The 16,642-nt window shown below is 46.7% G+C and carries 19 protein-coding genes; all 19 read right to left on the reverse strand.

The features are described from left to right. Positions 1–44 precede the first annotated feature (44 nt). Positions 45–1,310: an RIP metalloprotease RseP gene (rseP, locus tag BBR47_RS17285; protein WP_041749487.1), complete on the reverse strand. Its 1,266-nt coding sequence runs from the start codon at positions 1,308–1,310 to the stop codon at positions 45–47. Positions 1,311–1,353: 43 nt separating this feature from the next. Beyond that, positions 1,354–2,502, reverse strand: coding sequence for a 1-deoxy-D-xylulose-5-phosphate reductoisomerase (locus BBR47_RS17290; protein WP_015891721.1), 1,149 nt, complete (start codon positions 2,500–2,502; stop codon positions 1,354–1,356). Between the two features lie 40 nt (positions 2,503–2,542). Next, complete coding sequence (locus tag BBR47_RS17295) at positions 2,543–3,328, reverse strand: phosphatidate cytidylyltransferase (protein ID WP_015891722.1); 786 nt, start codon at positions 3,326–3,328, stop codon at positions 2,543–2,545. Between the two features lie 17 nt (positions 3,329–3,345). Continuing rightward, positions 3,346–4,116 (reverse strand): isoprenyl transferase, encoded by a 771-nt coding sequence (locus BBR47_RS17300; protein ID WP_041749488.1) that lies wholly within the window; start codon positions 4,114–4,116, stop codon positions 3,346–3,348. 65 nt (positions 4,117–4,181) lie between these two features. After that, positions 4,182–4,739 carry a ribosome recycling factor gene (gene frr, locus BBR47_RS17305; protein WP_015891724.1) on the reverse strand — a complete coding sequence of 186 codons (558 nt, stop codon included), beginning with the start codon at positions 4,737–4,739 and terminating at the stop codon, positions 4,182–4,184. A 2-nt stretch (positions 4,740–4,741) separates the two neighbouring features. Next, positions 4,742–5,464 carry a UMP kinase gene (gene pyrH / locus BBR47_RS17310; RefSeq protein WP_007719254.1) on the reverse strand — a complete coding sequence of 241 codons (723 nt, stop codon included), beginning with the start codon at positions 5,462–5,464 and terminating at the stop codon, positions 4,742–4,744. 160 nt (positions 5,465–5,624) lie between these two features. Continuing rightward, on the reverse strand, positions 5,625–6,512 hold the full coding sequence (tsf, locus tag BBR47_RS17315) for a translation elongation factor Ts (protein WP_015891725.1): 888 nt from the start codon (positions 6,510–6,512) through the stop codon (positions 5,625–5,627). A gap of 137 nt (positions 6,513–6,649) precedes the next feature. Beyond that, positions 6,650–7,360 carry a 30S ribosomal protein S2 gene (gene rpsB, locus BBR47_RS17320; protein ID WP_015891726.1) on the reverse strand — a complete coding sequence of 237 codons (711 nt, stop codon included), beginning with the start codon at positions 7,358–7,360 and terminating at the stop codon, positions 6,650–6,652. Between the two features lie 247 nt (positions 7,361–7,607). Continuing rightward, positions 7,608–8,303, reverse strand: a complete 696-nt coding sequence (locus tag BBR47_RS17325) for a DNA polymerase III subunit gamma/tau (RefSeq protein ID WP_015891728.1) — start codon at positions 8,301–8,303, stop codon at positions 7,608–7,610. Further along, the gene (locus BBR47_RS17330; protein ID WP_015891729.1) at positions 8,278–8,802 is read right to left on the reverse strand and encodes a DUF6115 domain-containing protein; all 525 of its coding nucleotides are present in this window, start codon (positions 8,800–8,802) and stop codon (positions 8,278–8,280) included. Before BBR47_RS17330 ends, BBR47_RS17325 begins: the two co-directional genes overlap by 26 nt. Before the next feature lie 23 nt (positions 8,803–8,825). Beyond that, on the reverse strand, positions 8,826–9,164 hold the full coding sequence (locus BBR47_RS17335) for a hypothetical protein (protein ID WP_015891730.1): 339 nt from the start codon (positions 9,162–9,164) through the stop codon (positions 8,826–8,828). A gap of 48 nt (positions 9,165–9,212) precedes the next feature. Then, a complete protein-coding gene (locus tag BBR47_RS17340; protein WP_081437248.1) occupies positions 9,213–10,631 on the reverse strand; it encodes a DUF342 domain-containing protein in 1,419 nt (472 codons plus the stop codon). A gap of 31 nt (positions 10,632–10,662) precedes the next feature. Beyond that, positions 10,663–11,451 carry a FliA/WhiG family RNA polymerase sigma factor gene (locus tag BBR47_RS17345; RefSeq protein ID WP_015891732.1) on the reverse strand — a complete coding sequence of 263 codons (789 nt, stop codon included), beginning with the start codon at positions 11,449–11,451 and terminating at the stop codon, positions 10,663–10,665. A 16-nt stretch (positions 11,452–11,467) separates the two neighbouring features. Further along, positions 11,468–11,851, reverse strand: a complete 384-nt coding sequence (locus tag BBR47_RS17350) for a hypothetical protein (protein ID WP_015891733.1) — start codon at positions 11,849–11,851, stop codon at positions 11,468–11,470. A 3-nt stretch (positions 11,852–11,854) separates the two neighbouring features. After that, entirely contained in the window at positions 11,855–12,340 is a 486-nt protein-coding gene (locus tag BBR47_RS17355; protein ID WP_015891734.1) for a chemotaxis protein CheD, read from the reverse strand. Next, on the reverse strand, positions 12,327–12,953 hold the full coding sequence (locus BBR47_RS17360; protein WP_015891735.1) for a chemotaxis protein CheC: 627 nt from the start codon (positions 12,951–12,953) through the stop codon (positions 12,327–12,329). Before BBR47_RS17360 ends, BBR47_RS17355 begins: the two co-directional genes overlap by 14 nt. Positions 12,954–12,958: 5 nt before the next feature. Beyond that, positions 12,959–13,435 (reverse strand): chemotaxis protein CheW, encoded by a 477-nt coding sequence (locus tag BBR47_RS17365; RefSeq protein ID WP_015891736.1) that lies wholly within the window; start codon positions 13,433–13,435, stop codon positions 12,959–12,961. A gap of 16 nt (positions 13,436–13,451) precedes the next feature. Beyond that, positions 13,452–15,476, reverse strand: coding sequence for a chemotaxis protein CheA (locus BBR47_RS17370; RefSeq protein WP_015891737.1), 2,025 nt, complete (start codon positions 15,474–15,476; stop codon positions 13,452–13,454). A gap of 21 nt (positions 15,477–15,497) precedes the next feature. Continuing rightward, positions 15,498–16,613, reverse strand: a complete 1,116-nt coding sequence (locus BBR47_RS17375; protein ID WP_015891738.1) for a protein-glutamate methylesterase/protein-glutamine glutaminase — start codon at positions 16,611–16,613, stop codon at positions 15,498–15,500. Positions 16,614–16,642 lie beyond the last annotated feature (29 nt).

The following is a 16,642-nucleotide window of genomic DNA, read 5'->3' on the forward strand; positions in this document are numbered from 1 at the left end:
CTTTAACGTATGTCTGTTTTTCTTTCTATCGTGTTAGTACGTGATTAGGAGAACAATCGTTGCAGATCATTCCAAGTCACTACCAAAATCAGCAACATCAAAAAGGCAAAGCCCAAGAAATGAACCATTCCTTCTTTATGCGGGTCAACAGGTCGACCGCGCAGCGCCTCTACTCCCAAGAATGCGAGACGACCGCCATCCAAGGCTGGCAGTGGCAACAGATTGAACAACCCAAGGTTAATGCTCAATACAGCAGCCCATTTCAACAGAATCGCCATACCTTGTTGCGCAACCTCTCCAGTCATCTTGAAAATACCGACTGGACCACTCAAGTCCTTCAATCCGTATTCCCCAGTTACGAGCATTCCCAAGCTTTTCAGGATCATCACCGTAAAATCGTACGTGGAGGTTGCACCGTATTTGAGAACTTCTCCTGGGGCAAACGTGGTTGCATTAGTTACCATGATCTTACCCACGTTGTTCTCGTCTTTCCCTACTTTAACTGGCACAGTCATACGCTGGCCATTGCGCTCGTACTCAAATGTTAATTGTTGGTCCGGCGCTTTGCTAATCTTCTCTACAACGTCTTTCCATGAGGATACAGGCTGACCTTGAATCGCGATCACCTTATCACCTGGCAATAATCCAGCTTGAGCAGCAGGTCCATCCGGGATCACATTCCCCAGATAGCTGCCATTCGGCACGCCGTACAAGAAGCCGATCACGATAAACAAGACAAATGCCAGCAAAAAGTTGGCTGCAGGTCCTGCAAAAATCGCCCAAAAACGTTGTGAAACTGTCTTGCCTTTGAACTGTCTGTTTAGAGGGGCAATCTGTACTTCTTGTCCATCCTTGACCAGCTGAGCCTGTGGATGAACAGCAAACGTCTTCTGCTCTCCGTCCAGTTCCAGTACGATATTTAAATTTTGCTCCAAATCGAATTGTACCACCGTACCAGTAATCGCACGAGCAGAACCAGAACTTGGCCCATCGAGCAAAATATGTGTGACCTTTCCTAACGCATCCCGCTCCACGGTAACTTCCATGTGCGGTTTTAACATATCCATCTCCGGGTCTTCTCCCGCCATACGAACGAGACCACCGATGGGTAACAGGCGTAAGGTGTATTCCGTTTCTCCCCGCTTCACGCGAAAAATTTTTGGCCCCATTCCCAGTGCAAATTCACGACATAAGATTCCTGCCTTCTTGGCCAGAAGGAAGTGTCCTAGTTCGTGCACAAAGACAAGTACCCCAAATACAACGACAATCGCGAGAATTGATTCAACGGAATCCAGGTTGGGCAAAGGCAAGTGAACAGCCACCTTTCTGTCAAGTATCTAACACTCATATTCCTTAGATGGAGACGAGCGCATAAGAGCGTGCCCATTCATCAGCTGCAAAAATATCTGCAAGCTCCGGACTCGCTACACCAGAATGAGCTTCGCATGTTTTTCGGACTACCTTTTCGATGTCTAAAAAACGGATCGCTCCCTTCAAGAACATATCAACTGCGACCTCATTGGCTGCATTCAGTACTGCAGTATGCGTACCTCCTGCCATGCCGCACTCATACGCTAATTTTAACAGAGGATAACGCTCATAATCCATGGCTGCAAAATGAAGCGTGGCGATCTTGACCAAATCAAGTGGTTCCGTCGGCAGTTTTTTTCTGATGGGATAGCTCATGGCGTACTGAATCGGAACCTTCATATCCGGTGTACCCAGTTGGGCCATGACCGCTCTGTCTTTGTATTCTACCATAGAGTGTATGATACTTTCATAATGCAATACGCATTCGATTTGCTCATAAGGTAGATCAAACAGCCAATGAGCCTCGATCACTTCGAAACCTTTGTTCATCATGGTCGCAGAATCGATGGTAATTTTTGCACCCATGCTCCAATTCGGATGAGCCAATGCCTGCTCTACCGTCACTTGCTCTAGATCCTCGCGTGAGAGGTGACGGAAGGAACCGCCTGATGCGGTCAAAATAATCTTTGCCACATCTTCCATACGTTCGCCTTGCAGACATTGGTAGACAGCTGAATGCTCGCTGTCTACTGGAATAATGGATACGCCTTTTTCTTTCGCTCGTTTCATGACGACAGGGCCAGCGCTCACCAGTGTCTCTTTGTTGGCCAGTCCAATTGTTTTTCCCGCCTCAATCGCGGCGAGTGTAGGTGCGACCCCTACACTGCCGACAACAGCGGTCATAACGAAATTGGCAGCTTCATGACGGGCAACCAGTTCCAATCCTTCCGCCCCGTAAACGATTTCTGGTTGAGACTTGCCCGCCAATCTATCGCGCAGTTCAACGGCAGCCTTCTCATTTCCTACAGAAACGAGCTCGGGCTTGAATGTTTCCACCTGGAGTGTCAATAGATCGATGTTTGTTCCAGCAGCCATAGCCACCACTGAAAAATCCTCAGGATGCTGGCCTACGACTTCAAGTGTGCTCGTTCCAACTGACCCCGTTGAACCTAAGAGCGCTATTTTTTTCACGGATTTCACCCTCTATATCTCTTTCTATATGCAAAAGGTTTTAGACAATACCTAATAGATGTAGAACCGGAAAGACGAGCAAAAAACTATCAAAGCGATCCAAAACGCCCCCATGACCTGGGATCAGCTGCCCTGAATCTTTTACATGGAAATGTCTCTTGAAAGCCGACTCAACCAAATCACCCAATTGCCCGATGATCCCCGCAACAAGTGCGATGGTCAAAGCCTGATCAATTGCAAAATGTCCAAAGCTTGCATTGATGGAAAGAACAATCAAGACAGAAGCGGCGAGACCGCCTAAGGCCCCTTCCACCGTCTTGTTTGGACTTATTTCTGGCCACAGTTTACGTTTACCTATTGCTTTTCCGACAAAATAGGCGCCCGAATCAGTCGACCAGATTCCCATAATGACCATGACCGTAAGCATGAATCCCTCAGGTAGGTTTCGGGTAGCGGCCATATAAGTAAAACCGTAGCCTATGTATAACGCCCCCACCAACGTAAGGGCGACGTGTTCAATGTGAAACTGATTTTTCCGTAAAACGGAGTAAATCAACAAGAGCAGGATGACGGGCAGCATCAGATCCGGCATGCTGATACTGAGCCAATCCGAAAATAATAGAGACGGCCACAAAATGCTTAACATCAATACATATCCGAGCAATCCTGCCAAATAAAATGACTGAATCCCAGCCATTCTCATAAATTCAAAATAGCCAATGACAGCCAGTAAAAACACCAATAGTGAGTACCAAACTCCACCAGCATACATTAATAATAGAAATGCAGCCCCACCAATCAGGCCTGTAATTATACGTTGCTTCAACTGATTCCACCTCTCGGCTATACCGCCCCGTAGCGACGAGCTCGGCCTTGGTATTCCACGATTGCTTGATAAAAATGTTCACGGGTAAAATCAGGCCATAGCACGTCCGTAAACCATAATTCTGTATATGCTAATTGCCACAGCATAAAGTTACTCAAGCGAATCTCTCCACTTGTACGAATCAAGAGGTCTGGATCGGGAATTTCGCTTGTGTACAGGTAACTCGATATCAATTCCTCAGTCAGTTGTTCTGGTTGAAGCTCGCCTGCTTTTACTTGTTCTGCCATCACTGAAAATGCTTTTGCAAGTTCATCTCGCCCGCCGTAATTCAGGGCAAAATTCAATTGCAAACCACTATTGTCCTTCGTTCTCTCTTCTGCTTCCAGTAGCGCTTTCAACGTATGAGAAGGCAGCTCGTTTTTACTGCCCAGCATGCGTATGCGGACACCTCGTTCAATTAATTCATCCAATTCTGTCGACAAAAATTCCTGCGGAAGTTTCATGAGAAAATCCACTTCATCGCGTGGACGCTTCCAGTTTTCGGTAGAGAATGCGTACATCGTCATATAACGCACGCCAATCTCGTCAGCAGCCTTGACGACCTCTTTTACTGCTTTCATTCCTGCACGGTGCCCGGCAACCCGGGGTAAACTGCGCTTATTGGCCCAACGACCGTTACCATCCATAATAATCGCCACATGTTCCGGAATCTTACCGGAACGATCCAACTCGGCTGGCTCCGATTGCTTTTCTTTGCGGCCCCATTTGCGCGCCAGATGTTCTAACATAAGTGTTCCCCCGTAATGAGAGATATAGACGTACATCCCCCTCAAACGAGGGGGATTACCATTACCTATACTTCCAAAATGTCTTTCTCTTTGTCCTTAACGATCTTGTCAACTTCGGCGATGAATTTATCCGTCGTTTTTTGAATGGTTTCTTGATGACGACGGGAATCGTCCTCAGAAATGGTAGCAGCTTTTTCCAGCTTTTTGATTTCATCGTTTGCATCACGACGGATGTTTCGAATCGCTACTTTTGCTTCTTCTCCACCTTTTCCTGCCAGCTTCACGAGCTCTTTCCGACGCTCTTCTGTGAGGGGAGGAATGATCAGGCGGATAATCACACCATCGTTGGATGGAGAAATTCCCAAATCCGATTGTTGCAGCGCACGGTCAATTTCTTTAAGCGCCGTTTTATCCCAAGGCTGGATTGTCAGCATACGTGGTTCTGGTACACTGATGTTTGCCAATTGGCTAATCGGCGTTGGAGTGCCGTAGTAGTCTACTGTAACACGATCCAGCATCGCTGGGTTCGCACGACCTGCACGCAGGCTGGACAGATCTCTTTTCAAAGCATTGATCGCTTTATTCATGCGATCTTCCATGTCATTTAGCACAGTTTGTGGCATAATTATTCCCCTTTCACTAGAGTACCGATTTTGTCGCCCATTACTGCCCGACGAATATTGCCTTCTTCAGAAATGTTAAAGACGATCAACGGAATACTGTTATCCATGCACAAGCTGGACGCTGTTGAATCCATGACACCTAAACCTTTATTCAGCACTTCCAGGAATGTCAGCTGGTCGTACTTCTTAGCGTTCGGGTCAAGGCTTGGGTCTGCAGAGTATACACCGTCTACCTTGTTTTTCGCCATCAGGATCACTTCAGCTTCAATCTCAGCTGCACGCAGAGCAGCAGTCGTATCCGTTGAAAAGTAAGGGTTACCAGTACCGGCAGCGAAGATGACCACACGCATTTTTTCCAAATGACGAATGGCACGGCGGCGTATGTATGGTTCTGCTACCTGTCTCATCTCAATCGAGGTTTGAACACGAGTCGGGACGTTCACTTTTTCTAACCCATCCTGCAAGGCGAGTGAGTTCATAATTGTGGCCAGCATCCCCATGTAATCGGCTGTTGCCCGATCCATTCCTTTTGAGCTGCCGGAAAGTCCGCGCCAGATGTTACCTCCTCCGACGACTACTGCGACTTGTACACCCAATTCTACGATTTCCTTGATCTGGTTAGCGACGGAGAAGATTACCTTTGGGTCAATTCCATACCCTAAGTCCCCCGCCAAAGCTTCCCCACTCAACTTTAACACAACCCGTTTATAGGCAGGAAGTGGCATGTGAAACGGCCTCCATTCATGAATCATTCTCTGTGCCCAGTCTTCATTCCTTCTAATTGGGAACAGGTACACACTTGCTATTTACATGCAGAAAGTTTCACACAAAGTGAAACTTTCGCTTTGAAAATAGGGAACACGAAGGTGTTCCCTATAACCTTTATTATTGCTTATTAACTTGAGCCATTACTTCAGCTGCGAAGTCTTCTTGTTTCTTCTCGATACCTTCGCCAACTTGGAAGCGAGCGAATCCTTTCAAGGTAGCACCTGCTTCTTTCAGAAGTACAGCTACTTTCTTGTCAGTATCTTTTACGAATGGTTGTTCAACCAGTACGTATTCTTCGAAGAATTTGGAGAGGCGGCCTTCTACCATTTTCTCAACGATGTTAGCAGGTTTACCTTCAGCCAGTGCTTGGTTTTTCAGAACCTCACGCTCACGCTCGATCTCATCAGCGGAAACTTCTTCACGGTTAGCAAAACGAGGGTTAGACGCTGCTGCGTGCATGCCCAGGTCGCGAGCGAGTGTTTCGTCTTGTGTACCTTCCAAAGTAACCAGAACGCCGATGCGGCCACCCATGTGCAGGTAAGCACCGAAAACGCCGTTGTCTGTTTTCTCGGAGAGTGCAAAACGACGGAAGGAGATGTTTTCTCCGATAGTCGCGATTTTCTCGTTGATTACATGACCCAAAGTCTCGCCAGCACCTTTGAAAGGTTGCTCCAGAGCTTCTTCAACAGATGCAGGACGTTGGGATACAACGTGCTCAGCGATGTCTTTCACGAGTGTTTGGAACTCAGGGTTTTTACCAACGAAGTCAGTTTCGCAGTTTACTTCTACAACTGCTGCTACGTTTCCAGCTACCGCTGTCGCAGTCAAACCTTCAGCTGCAATACGTCCGGATTTTTTCGCTGCTTTCGCTACACCGCGCTCACGGAGCAAGTCAATTGCTTTTTCCATGTCGCCTGCTGTTTCTTCCAGCGCGCGTTTGCAATCCATCATACCTGCGCCTGTACGCTCGCGCAGTTCTTTAACCGCTTGTGCACTAATTGCCATTGAGTGAAACCTCCTCGAAAAGTTACGATCCTATTATAATCGAAAAGCCAGTCACCTGTTAACCTCGGCGACGCTATTCAGCAAAAAAGGATGGACGGGGGTTCTGACACCCTCAGTCCACCCTTTAACACACATGCTTACGCAGTTGTTGTTGCTTGTTGCTCTGTACCTTGGTTTCCTTCCAGGAGAGCGTCTGCCATTTTAGCAGTGAGCAATTTCACAGCGCGAATTGCGTCATCGTTACCTGGGATCACATAATCGATTTCATCTGGATCGCAGTTAGTATCTACGATCGCTACGATTGGGATACCCAATTTACGAGCTTCTGCTACAGCGATGCGCTCTTTACGAGGATCGATGACAAACAGAGCGTCAGGCAGTTTATCCATGTGAGCGATACCGCCCAAGAATTTTTCCAGACGATCCATTTCTTTGCGCAGTACGATAACTTCTTTCTTAGGCAATACTGCGAAAGTACCATCGTTTTCCATACGCTTCAGCTCAGCCAAGCGAGCAGTACGTTTTTTGATGGTTGTGAAGTTTGTCAGAGTACCACCCAACCAACGTTGGTTGATGAAGTAGTGACCTGTGCGTTCTGCTTCTTCTTTAACGGATTCTTGTGCTTGTTTCTTCGTACCAACGAAGAGAATTTTTCCGCCGTCTTGAGCGAGTTCACGTACGAAGTTGTACGCTTCCTCTACTTTTTTAACGGTTTTTTGCAGGTCGATAATGTAGATTCCGTTACGTTCGGTGAAGATATAGCGAGCCATTTTCGGGTTCCAACGACGAGTTTGGTGACCGAAGTGTACACCAGCCTCGAGCAATTGTTTCATCGAAATTACTGCCATATTTCACACCTCCTTCAAAGATGGTTTTTGTGATGCGTACCTCCGCCTCACCGCATGTTCCAAGCAATTCTGCCATTGGCAGCACCGTTGCTGGAATTGGTGGACGTGCGATTTCAACACCGTAAATGAATATATCATATGGGAGTTTCAATTGCAACAAACGAATTCCATTTATTTCGTAAAAAAAGTTTTGTTCCTTCTTGGCTGACGACAAATGGACACATTTGGTTACATTGAAAAAAACCGCCTATTTTTTAGGCGGCGTTGTTATCAACTTGACGATATCTGCTTCCTTAGCTGCGGTCGACACTTCATAGGTACCAACACGAATACGATTTAGCTTGTCGCTCGCTCGTAGCTGGGACACAAATTGATTTTCGGCAGGAAGGATTCCTTCCTTTACGAGAATCTGCGCTACATCCTCTGCAGTTGCTTTGTAAGGAACGGTGAAAGATACCTTTTTATCTGCTACAGGTGCTTCCACTGTCGGAGGTTTAGGTGCCACCGTATTGGGAGACGTTGGTGTCTGCGTATTCGGTACGGTTGGAATAGCCTGGCCGTCCTTACTCACTGGATTTGTTGGCGGATTCACCTTTTGTTCCGATGTAGCTCCAGGAGTCGTTGGCTGTACAGTTGGCGTTTGTGGCTGCTTTGTCACGGGCGTCACTGTTTGGCCTACCTTTGGCGTAACTGGCGCCTTAGGCACTCCAGGAGCTGGCTGTACGTTTACTTTCTTTTCTTCCTGCCACTGTTTGTATTCTTCTGCTGTAAGTACGACCATTTTCAACTCTTGTGCAGCTACCTTCATTTGATCTACAGACATGGCTGGGGCTTGCGCAGTCTGCTTAGGCGCTATCAGTCCGATAATGGAGGTAGCCACAATTAGTCCTGCTCCAAATCCAAATAATAGCTCTTGTTTACGCATCGGCAAGACCTCGCTCATGCCTGTCAGCCAAGGAAAAGATCAAATCGATTTCCCCTCTGCCGGCACCGAGTCGTTTTGCGATCTCATCCCGAGACAAACCTTCCTTACTCAGTTCAAAGGCACGGCGATAACGTTCTCGCAAGGCCAGCATATCCACCTCTTGAACTTGAGGTGCTGGTTCTATCCTATTCGTATCCTTTGGAGCTTCTGGTTTGTGACTCGAACTCTTTTGCCATTGTTCTTCCATATTGTCTAAGCGTGTGCGCAAACCAGCGATATCCTCAAGAAGATCCGCTCTCATTTCCTGCCATTCTGCCGCAAGAAGATTGGTTTCTTGCTTTACCTGTTTTTGAAGACGCTGCACGCTTTTTTCGAGCTCGTCCTTGTCCGTCGTGCGTTGTGTCGGTAATGAGGAAAAGGAGTCAACAGGCTGCTTCTTATTAATAACAAAAGCAAGAAGCATGCTGATCATTCCTGCTCCAATCAGGATGGGATACACTACGTCCATGTTGTCCACCTTTATTTCTGGCTTGACTTCATTTATAAAGAAATATCTATAATCCGTCCACGCAACGGATCTCTCATGAGGTCAGCATTCGTAGATACACCTTCGCTCGATTCGGACAATTGGCTCCCAGTGGATTCTTTTTTGTCCTGATGTTCTTGCTGCCCCTGTTTTTTTTCTCGTTCGCGTATCTGGTTTTTTTGTGATTGCTCAAGATCGCTCGGACGCTGGCGCATATGTTCATCCAGGTCTCTTCGCTGATCAATCATTGATTGTTGTTCATGCATGGTTCGTTGTTGCTGATGCTCCTGAATTCGGCTGACTTCTAACGTGCGTGGTATTGCCACCTGCAATTCAACCGCTTTCAAACTCATATGGCCACAACTCCCTTGTTGTCACACTAAGTATGTACGCATCCTGGATTAGATAAGAGTTGCTGTGCTAATTTCACCGTCCAGCACGATAAATCGGGTTCTCGCATACTCGTGCTTGATAAAGTGCACCAGCTTTCCGAACGTCATTTTAATTCCTGGATACATCACATGATATGCCTCAATAGCTGCTGGGCCTTCCCCTTTTAGCTCGAGTTCAATATCATTTCTGCGCGCTTCCAATTCCTTGCTTTCTTTTTCCAGGACCAAACGAGTGTTGGTTAGCTTAATTTGCATGAGACGTTTGTCTGCTGGAAGCTCTTTGCTGACTTGAAGGATCTGATTCATAACACCAAGGCCTTGATCTGTTTTGCGTAAATTTTCATACACATTTTGTAGTTCTTTTTGAATGCTCGCCAGTTCTTGTCTTAATTCCGGTTTTACTCCTACTTCGAGTATCGTAGGAGTGGCGCTGCTGTTCCCGAATACTCTTGCCACAATCTTTTCCCCAGCCTGTAGCACGCCGCCAATAATAAAGCCTTTTGACCCTTTGCAAATGATTTGCTTTCCGGCTCGTACAGTTGAGAACATGATGCTTTGTGAAACAATCACTTGATTGCCAGCTGTTACATTGGCGTTTTGGATAAACGATGTCCGGACATCTTTCCCTGCAACAATGCAGCCTTTGTCCTGGGCAACAATTCCGCTTTTGATCTCGATGGAGCCTTCCGCGTACAACTCGGCGCCTTCTACACTGCCAAGTACGCGAATATCTCCTGATGACTTTACGCGAAAGCCATTCAATACGTTCCCGCGAATGACCACCGTTCCCACAAAATCAATATTGCCAACACCAAAATCAACATCGCCGTTTACTTCAAATACGGGAAACACGTTCATTTTTGACTGTTCCGTAAAGGAGACTTGTCCGTCAATAGCAGCGTATAGCATCGTCCGCTCTTGATTGAGCACAACATTTTTCCCAGGCTTCATGTTTATTTCCTTGCCGGCTTTGGGAGCGATGGGCTCTCCGGTAACTGCTGTGCCTGGTTCACCCTGGCTTGCTGGTATTTTACGTGCCAAGAGTTGTCCTTTTGCTACATTAGGGATTGTCGTCACATTATAAAAATCAACTCGGCCATCCTCTAGCTCTTTAGGACCTTCCCCTTCATTAATAGATGCTAAATAAGGGTACTCGATAGTCCCATCGGTTCCGGCCACAGGCGCAACCCCTTGAGCAACCTTTACTCTCGCGTTGGCATACTTCGCGGGTAAGGTGCATATGTCCCGAACTACATCATCAAGAATTCCATACTTCACATTGCTTGCTTGCAATGCTTTATATACATCTGTTTCCAAGATGACGATTTCATCGATATCTTGTTCGTCTACACGTAGAAGTACTTCAGCCTCCAATTTATCAGCGGAAACTTTTACGTCTATTTTATATTTCCCGATCCCTTCCATCATTCTACCCCTCTCAAGCTTGGGTAATGGCCCCTCACATCAATTGCGATTTCCATCTGGACAACGCAGAGCGAAGTCGGAAAAGAGCTTTGGAGTGCAACTGGGATATTCTTGAAGGTGACAAGCTCATGATTTCCGCAATTTCTGATAAGGTCATTTCTTCAAAATAAAACAAGGAGATAACCAGTCGTTCCTTTTCAGGCAACTTATCGATGACCGTTACAAGAACCTCTTTTAAGCTGGATACTTCCGCCACGTTATCAGGGCGAGGTGTGAGCTCGTCGATGATATACGAATGTCTTGCTGTTTTTTGTTCATCTTCATCCCCTACTGCCTCATCGATAGAAACCATGCTGGCAAGAGAGGTTTCCAAGAAAACCTGTTGAAGCTCCTTTTTGCTTATTCCCAGATAATCAGACACTTCTTGATCGGTTGGCATTCGCAGCATTTGCTGTTCCAAGGTGGTGTATGCTTCTTCGATTTTTTTGGCCTTGTCCCGAACAGTACGAGGGATCCAGTCGTTCTCGCGTAGTCCATCGATCATTGCACCACGAATCCTCCACATGGCGTACGTCTCAAATTGGAGACCCCGGGTATGATCGAATTTAGCCAAAGCGTCCAATAGCCCAAAGCGCCCATAACTAATCAAGTCATCCTTGTCCACATTGGCTGGCAGATTAATTGCCAACCGATTTGCCACCTTATCTACCAGTGGCAAAAAACGCGTGATCAAGTCAACCTCGGCCTCCCGACTTCCCTCTTGCTTCCACATGACCCATTTATCGAACTCTTTTGCTTTTTCTTGACTGGTTAGCCGTGCCACGAATAGTCACCAACCTTTACTCATCTGATAAGCGCCTAACGACCTCTGCAACGGTGGCTGGATCCTCAGTAGGATGAATCCTTTCCATCTTGTCGATTGAGGTTGGTGCAAATGTTTCATCTTCCTGTTCCAATTGTTGTCCAATTTCCAGAACAACCCCACCTTCTGCTAGAGGAGAGCTTGTCCCCTCTAGCGAATCCGTAACCATTGGTGGAGTAGATGCCTGTATGAACGTTGCGAGCAGCCAACGAATTGGAAATGCAGCGAGGAAAAATAGGACAAATGCAATACCTGCCCTCTCCAGAGATACGAGCCAGACATTACTAGCCACAGCCGTACCCAGCGTTACAAGAAATGCGAGCATCCCTAATCCAAAATTAATCCAAATGGTTCCTAACATTTGTTATACTTCCTTCACACCTTGATTTACGGTCCTGATTTGAAGAATGCCGTTTGTGGCATCTAACTCTATTGTCCGACCGCAGTTTCCCCCTGTATCTTCTGCCACGATCTTTATATGAGCATCCTTCAATGCAAGTTTGCACGCCTCTACATTCCGAGGCCCAATCCGCATGGTGTCATTATTCCCTAAAAATGCGAACATTTGTGCGCCACCAGCCAATTTCGCAACTGTGTGTCTGGTCTCCGCACCAGCCTTCACCATCAACTGAATCAGATGAGGGATTGCTGTATCCGCATATTTGCCTATCGTTAACTCCCCGCCTTTAGCCAAAGACGATTCAGGGAGCATAACATGTGCCATCCCTGCAATTTTATGGATATGATCGTAGAGCACTACCCCTACGCAAGAACCTAAACCGGTAGTACGTAGCTTGCTCGGCGGCTTTGCCACACCGAGATCAGCCATCCCTATCTTAATAATCTCCATCGAACGGAACCCCTAATGAACGAAATAGTATTGGGAGCGATTCAGGATCAGGAATTAAGAAAAAGTTCCCTTTTACTTGATCATTGCCTTCGAAAAAAGCGGTGTCAATCGTGAGGGCAAAGTCACCCGCTTGACCCAACGCTATTAATCCGTAACTTAGAATAGCTCCAGCCATATCCACAGCGAGTGCAGGTACGGACGGCTGTAAATTTAAGCGTGTAAAATCAGCTAACGATGATAAATAAGAACCTGTTAAGATGTTGCCAATCTCATGCAGCGCCGAGATCTCCAACTCTTCCCACTCGTACACATCTTTATTAATTCCTGTAATTTGTTCGAGCAGGTGCTTGGCAGACTCCAGATCAAGGATAAAAAACATGTTACCTGGACAATCGCCTTCAACCCGGAGGAAGACGGTCACTACTACAGTTTCCGCTCCTCCTACAAAATCTGCCACTTCGTCGAAGGAGATAATCTTGACTTGTGGAACTTTCATATCGATTTCTTTTTGTATGAGCTTGGAGAGAGCAGTGGCAGCGTGACCAGCACCGATGTTCCCGATTTCCCGTAAAACGTCAAATTGGAAATCCCCAAACTTCGTAAAATCGCCCATTTTACTTACCCCTCAATTGCGTCCAACTGCTTGATTTCCTCAGTACTCAATACTTTATCGAGGTTTAAGAGGATTAACAGTCGTTTATCCAGCTTAGCGACGCCTCGCAAATAAGCAGCTTCCACACCACCAACAACCTCTGGAGGCGGTTCAATCGCATCAACTGGTATATCGATAACATCGTTTGCAGCATCTACAATGAGACCCACTTCCAATTCACCTACAGCCACGATAATGATTCGCGTGGTTTCGGAATAGACGCTTTCTTCGAGACTAAAACGATTGCGCAGGTCAATAATCGGTGTCACAACGCCACGCAGATTAATAACCCCTTTGACGAAACTAGGCGTTCGAGGAACTCTTGTAATGTGCTCCAGCTTTTCAATAGATTTGACTTGATGAACCTCTACGCCATACTCTTCGTCCTTCAACCGAAAGACAATCACTTTGACTTCGCTAATGACTTCTTTTTGATCGAGCATGTGGCTGCCCCTCCTTCTACTTAATCAGCGAGTTACAATCTATGATGAGCGCGACCTGACCGTCTCCCAGAATCGTTGCACCTGAAATGGCAAATACATTAACCAGATATTTGCCGAGAGATTTTAGAACAATCTCTTGTTGACCGATGAACGAATCGACGACAAGGCCTGCCATTTTCTCACCTTTACGTACGATGACGACTGCCACTTCATCTTCCGTCGTTTCCCCATTATCAGGCACTTGGAAAATGTCCTGCAGCGAAACGAGCGGAACTACACGTCCCCGGAAGTCGATCACTTTTTGGCGGTGAGCCATCATGATTTGATCTTTTTTAAATACAGCCGTCTCAATGATGGAGCTGAGTGGGACAGCGTACTTCTCATCTTTCACTTGTACCAGCATCGCGGAAATGATAGAGAGAGTAAGTGGCAATTGAATGAGGAAAGTCGTGCCCTGACCGCGCACAGAATCTACGCCGACACTACCGCCCAACGATTCAATTTTGGACTTCACGACATCCAGTCCAACACCACGACCGGAAATATCAGAGACAACTTCCGCTGTACTAAAGCCTGCTGCAAAAAGCAATTCGTGGATTTGCTTGTCGCTCATGCTATCTGCAATAGCAGGATTGACAATGCCTCTCTCAAGCGCTTTTTTGAGGACTTTATCTTTATTGATTCCAGCACCGTCATCTTTAACTTCAATAAATACGTGGTTCCCACTGTGGAAAGCGCGAAGCTCGATTTTTCCTTCTTCTGGCTTACCCGCCTTTTTCCGATCTGCTGGAGACTCAATTCCGTGGTCAAGCGAGTTACGCAGCAAGTGATTGAGTGGGTCCCCGATTTCGTCGATGACGGTACGGTCCAATTCTGTCTCCGCACCGATGATCTCCAGATTCACTTTTTTATTCAGATCTTTTTGCAGATCACGAATCATACGTGGGAAACGATTGAATACTTGCTCCACCGGTACCATGCGCATGGTCAGAATGATGTTTTGCAAATCGCCACTAATCCGGCTCATGTGCTCCACGGTTTCCTGTAGTTCGTTCTTTCCGATCTCCCGCGCCAACTGCTCCAGACGACCGCGGTCAATAACTAATTCGCTAAACAGATTCATCAAGATATCCAAGCGTTCGATATCCACACGAATGGTTTTACCACCAGCCGTCGCCTTCTTCACGGGTGCTTGAGGAGCATCTGCTGCTCCTTTTTCAGCTGGTGCTGGTGTCTGTTGTACTACAGGAGCAGGTGGAGCTTCACTCTTCATTTGAATCGTTTCGATTGTCACATCTTGGATTTCCGAAATGTTAAGAATCGTAGTGCGAACTTTTTCAATCGATTGCTCCGTCACATAGGCGATTTCAAACGATTGTTCAAATCTCTCATTCTCGATATCTTCAACAGCTGGCTTCGTTTTGATCACTTCACCCATGGATTCCAATTGATCAAAAACCATGTAAGAGCGAGCGGCTTTAAGCAAGCAGTTTTCATTCAATGTCACTTTGATCCACAAAACATTGTTACCGAGCTCCTGAGACTGCTTCAAGACCATCATGGCATAGTCATCCAGCTCATGATCTTCAGCTGGTGTACTTTCCTCTTGCGGTGCTTCCACAGCCATCGTAGCAGCTGCTACTTCCTGCTCGGCTGAAAAGTCTCCCGCTACAATCGCTCGCAGCTTCTTTACAATAGCGGTTACATCCGCGGAACCGTCTCCGCCTTCTGTGATATCGATGACCATGCCTTCAATCAAATCTACACTCTGGAAAATAGCGTCCATAATGTCGCTGGTAATCGTTAACTTCTGATTGCGAATCAGGTCCAACACATTTTCCGCTTCGTGAGTCAAACTCGCCATGTCTTCATAGCCCATAGTTGCCGACATACCTTTCAATGTATGTGCGGAACGAAAAATCTCTTTGACGTGGCCAATGTTACCCGGATCACTTTCCAAGAGTAACAAGTTGGCGTTGATCGCCTGTAGGTGTTCCTTTGACTCCTCAATAAACATGTCCAAATACTGATTCATATCCATAGGTGATCCACCTCCCAAAAATCAGTGCAAGAGCTTGCACAACAGCTCTGGAATCTTTTCCAATGGGGCCACGTTGTCTGCCAAGCCTGCTTGAATGGCAGCTCGTGGCATTCCGTATACGACACAGCTCGACTCTTCTTCGATAATACTTGTGACATGGCCAAGCTCCTTCATGAGCTTTAGCCCTTTAGTCCCATCATTTCCCATACCTGTCATGATGATTGCCCATTTGTCTACATTTGTCAATTGACTGACTGATTCAAACAGGATATCGACAGATGGTCTGTGTCCGCCTCGTGGCTCCTCTTGATGCAAATAGGCCTGTAGTCTCCCATTCACTTGACGAACTTCGAAATGGAAGCCTCCTGGAGCGATGTACGCTGTCCCATTTTCCAAATACTCGCCATCGACAACTTCGGTTACTCGAATTTGGCATAACGAGTCTAGTCGATTTGCTAACGATTTTGTGAAACCTGCCGGCATATGCTGAACGATGGCAATTGGTGCCGGAAAATTCGCCGGAATTGCAGTTAGTACACTTTGCAATGCTTTAGGACCACCTGTTGAAGTACCTAATACCACCAGTCTTGCCTTTCCACCCACTTGTGACCGCATCACAGCAGGCGGGCTCGGTATTTTCGTACGTATTACTGGAGTTACCGGTGTAACAGGTGCTGCTTTTGATTCAGAAGATACCGGTTTGGCTACCCGAGTCATCTGCTGTTTCAAACGTACTTTCGATGCCGCCGCCGCCTTCACGCGCTCGATGAGACGATCGCCCACTTTGTGGATGTCGAGAGAAATTGGTCCAGAGGGCTTCGTTACAAAGTCAAACGCACCTAGTTCCAACGCATGAATCGTAGCTTCTGCCCCTTCTTTCGTCAGGCTGCTCAACATGACGATCGGAACTGGGCACTCATTCATCAGCTTTTCCAGAGCGTCCAAACCGTTCATGACTGGCATTTCAATGTCGAGTGTGAGAACATCCGGCGCCAGTTGCTTACATTTTTCTATACATTCGAGTCCATTTTTGGCTCGATCGATCACTTCAATCTCAGGATCCGTAGATAAAATGTCCGAAATCACTTTACGCATGAATGCAGAATCGTCCGTTACGAGAACGCGGATTTTGCTCATTCGAATGTCGCTCCCTTCCTACTTTTGTG

This window comes from Brevibacillus brevis NBRC 100599 (assembly GCF_000010165.1).
Taxonomy (GTDB): domain Bacteria; phylum Bacillota; class Bacilli; order Brevibacillales; family Brevibacillaceae; genus Brevibacillus; species Brevibacillus brevis_D.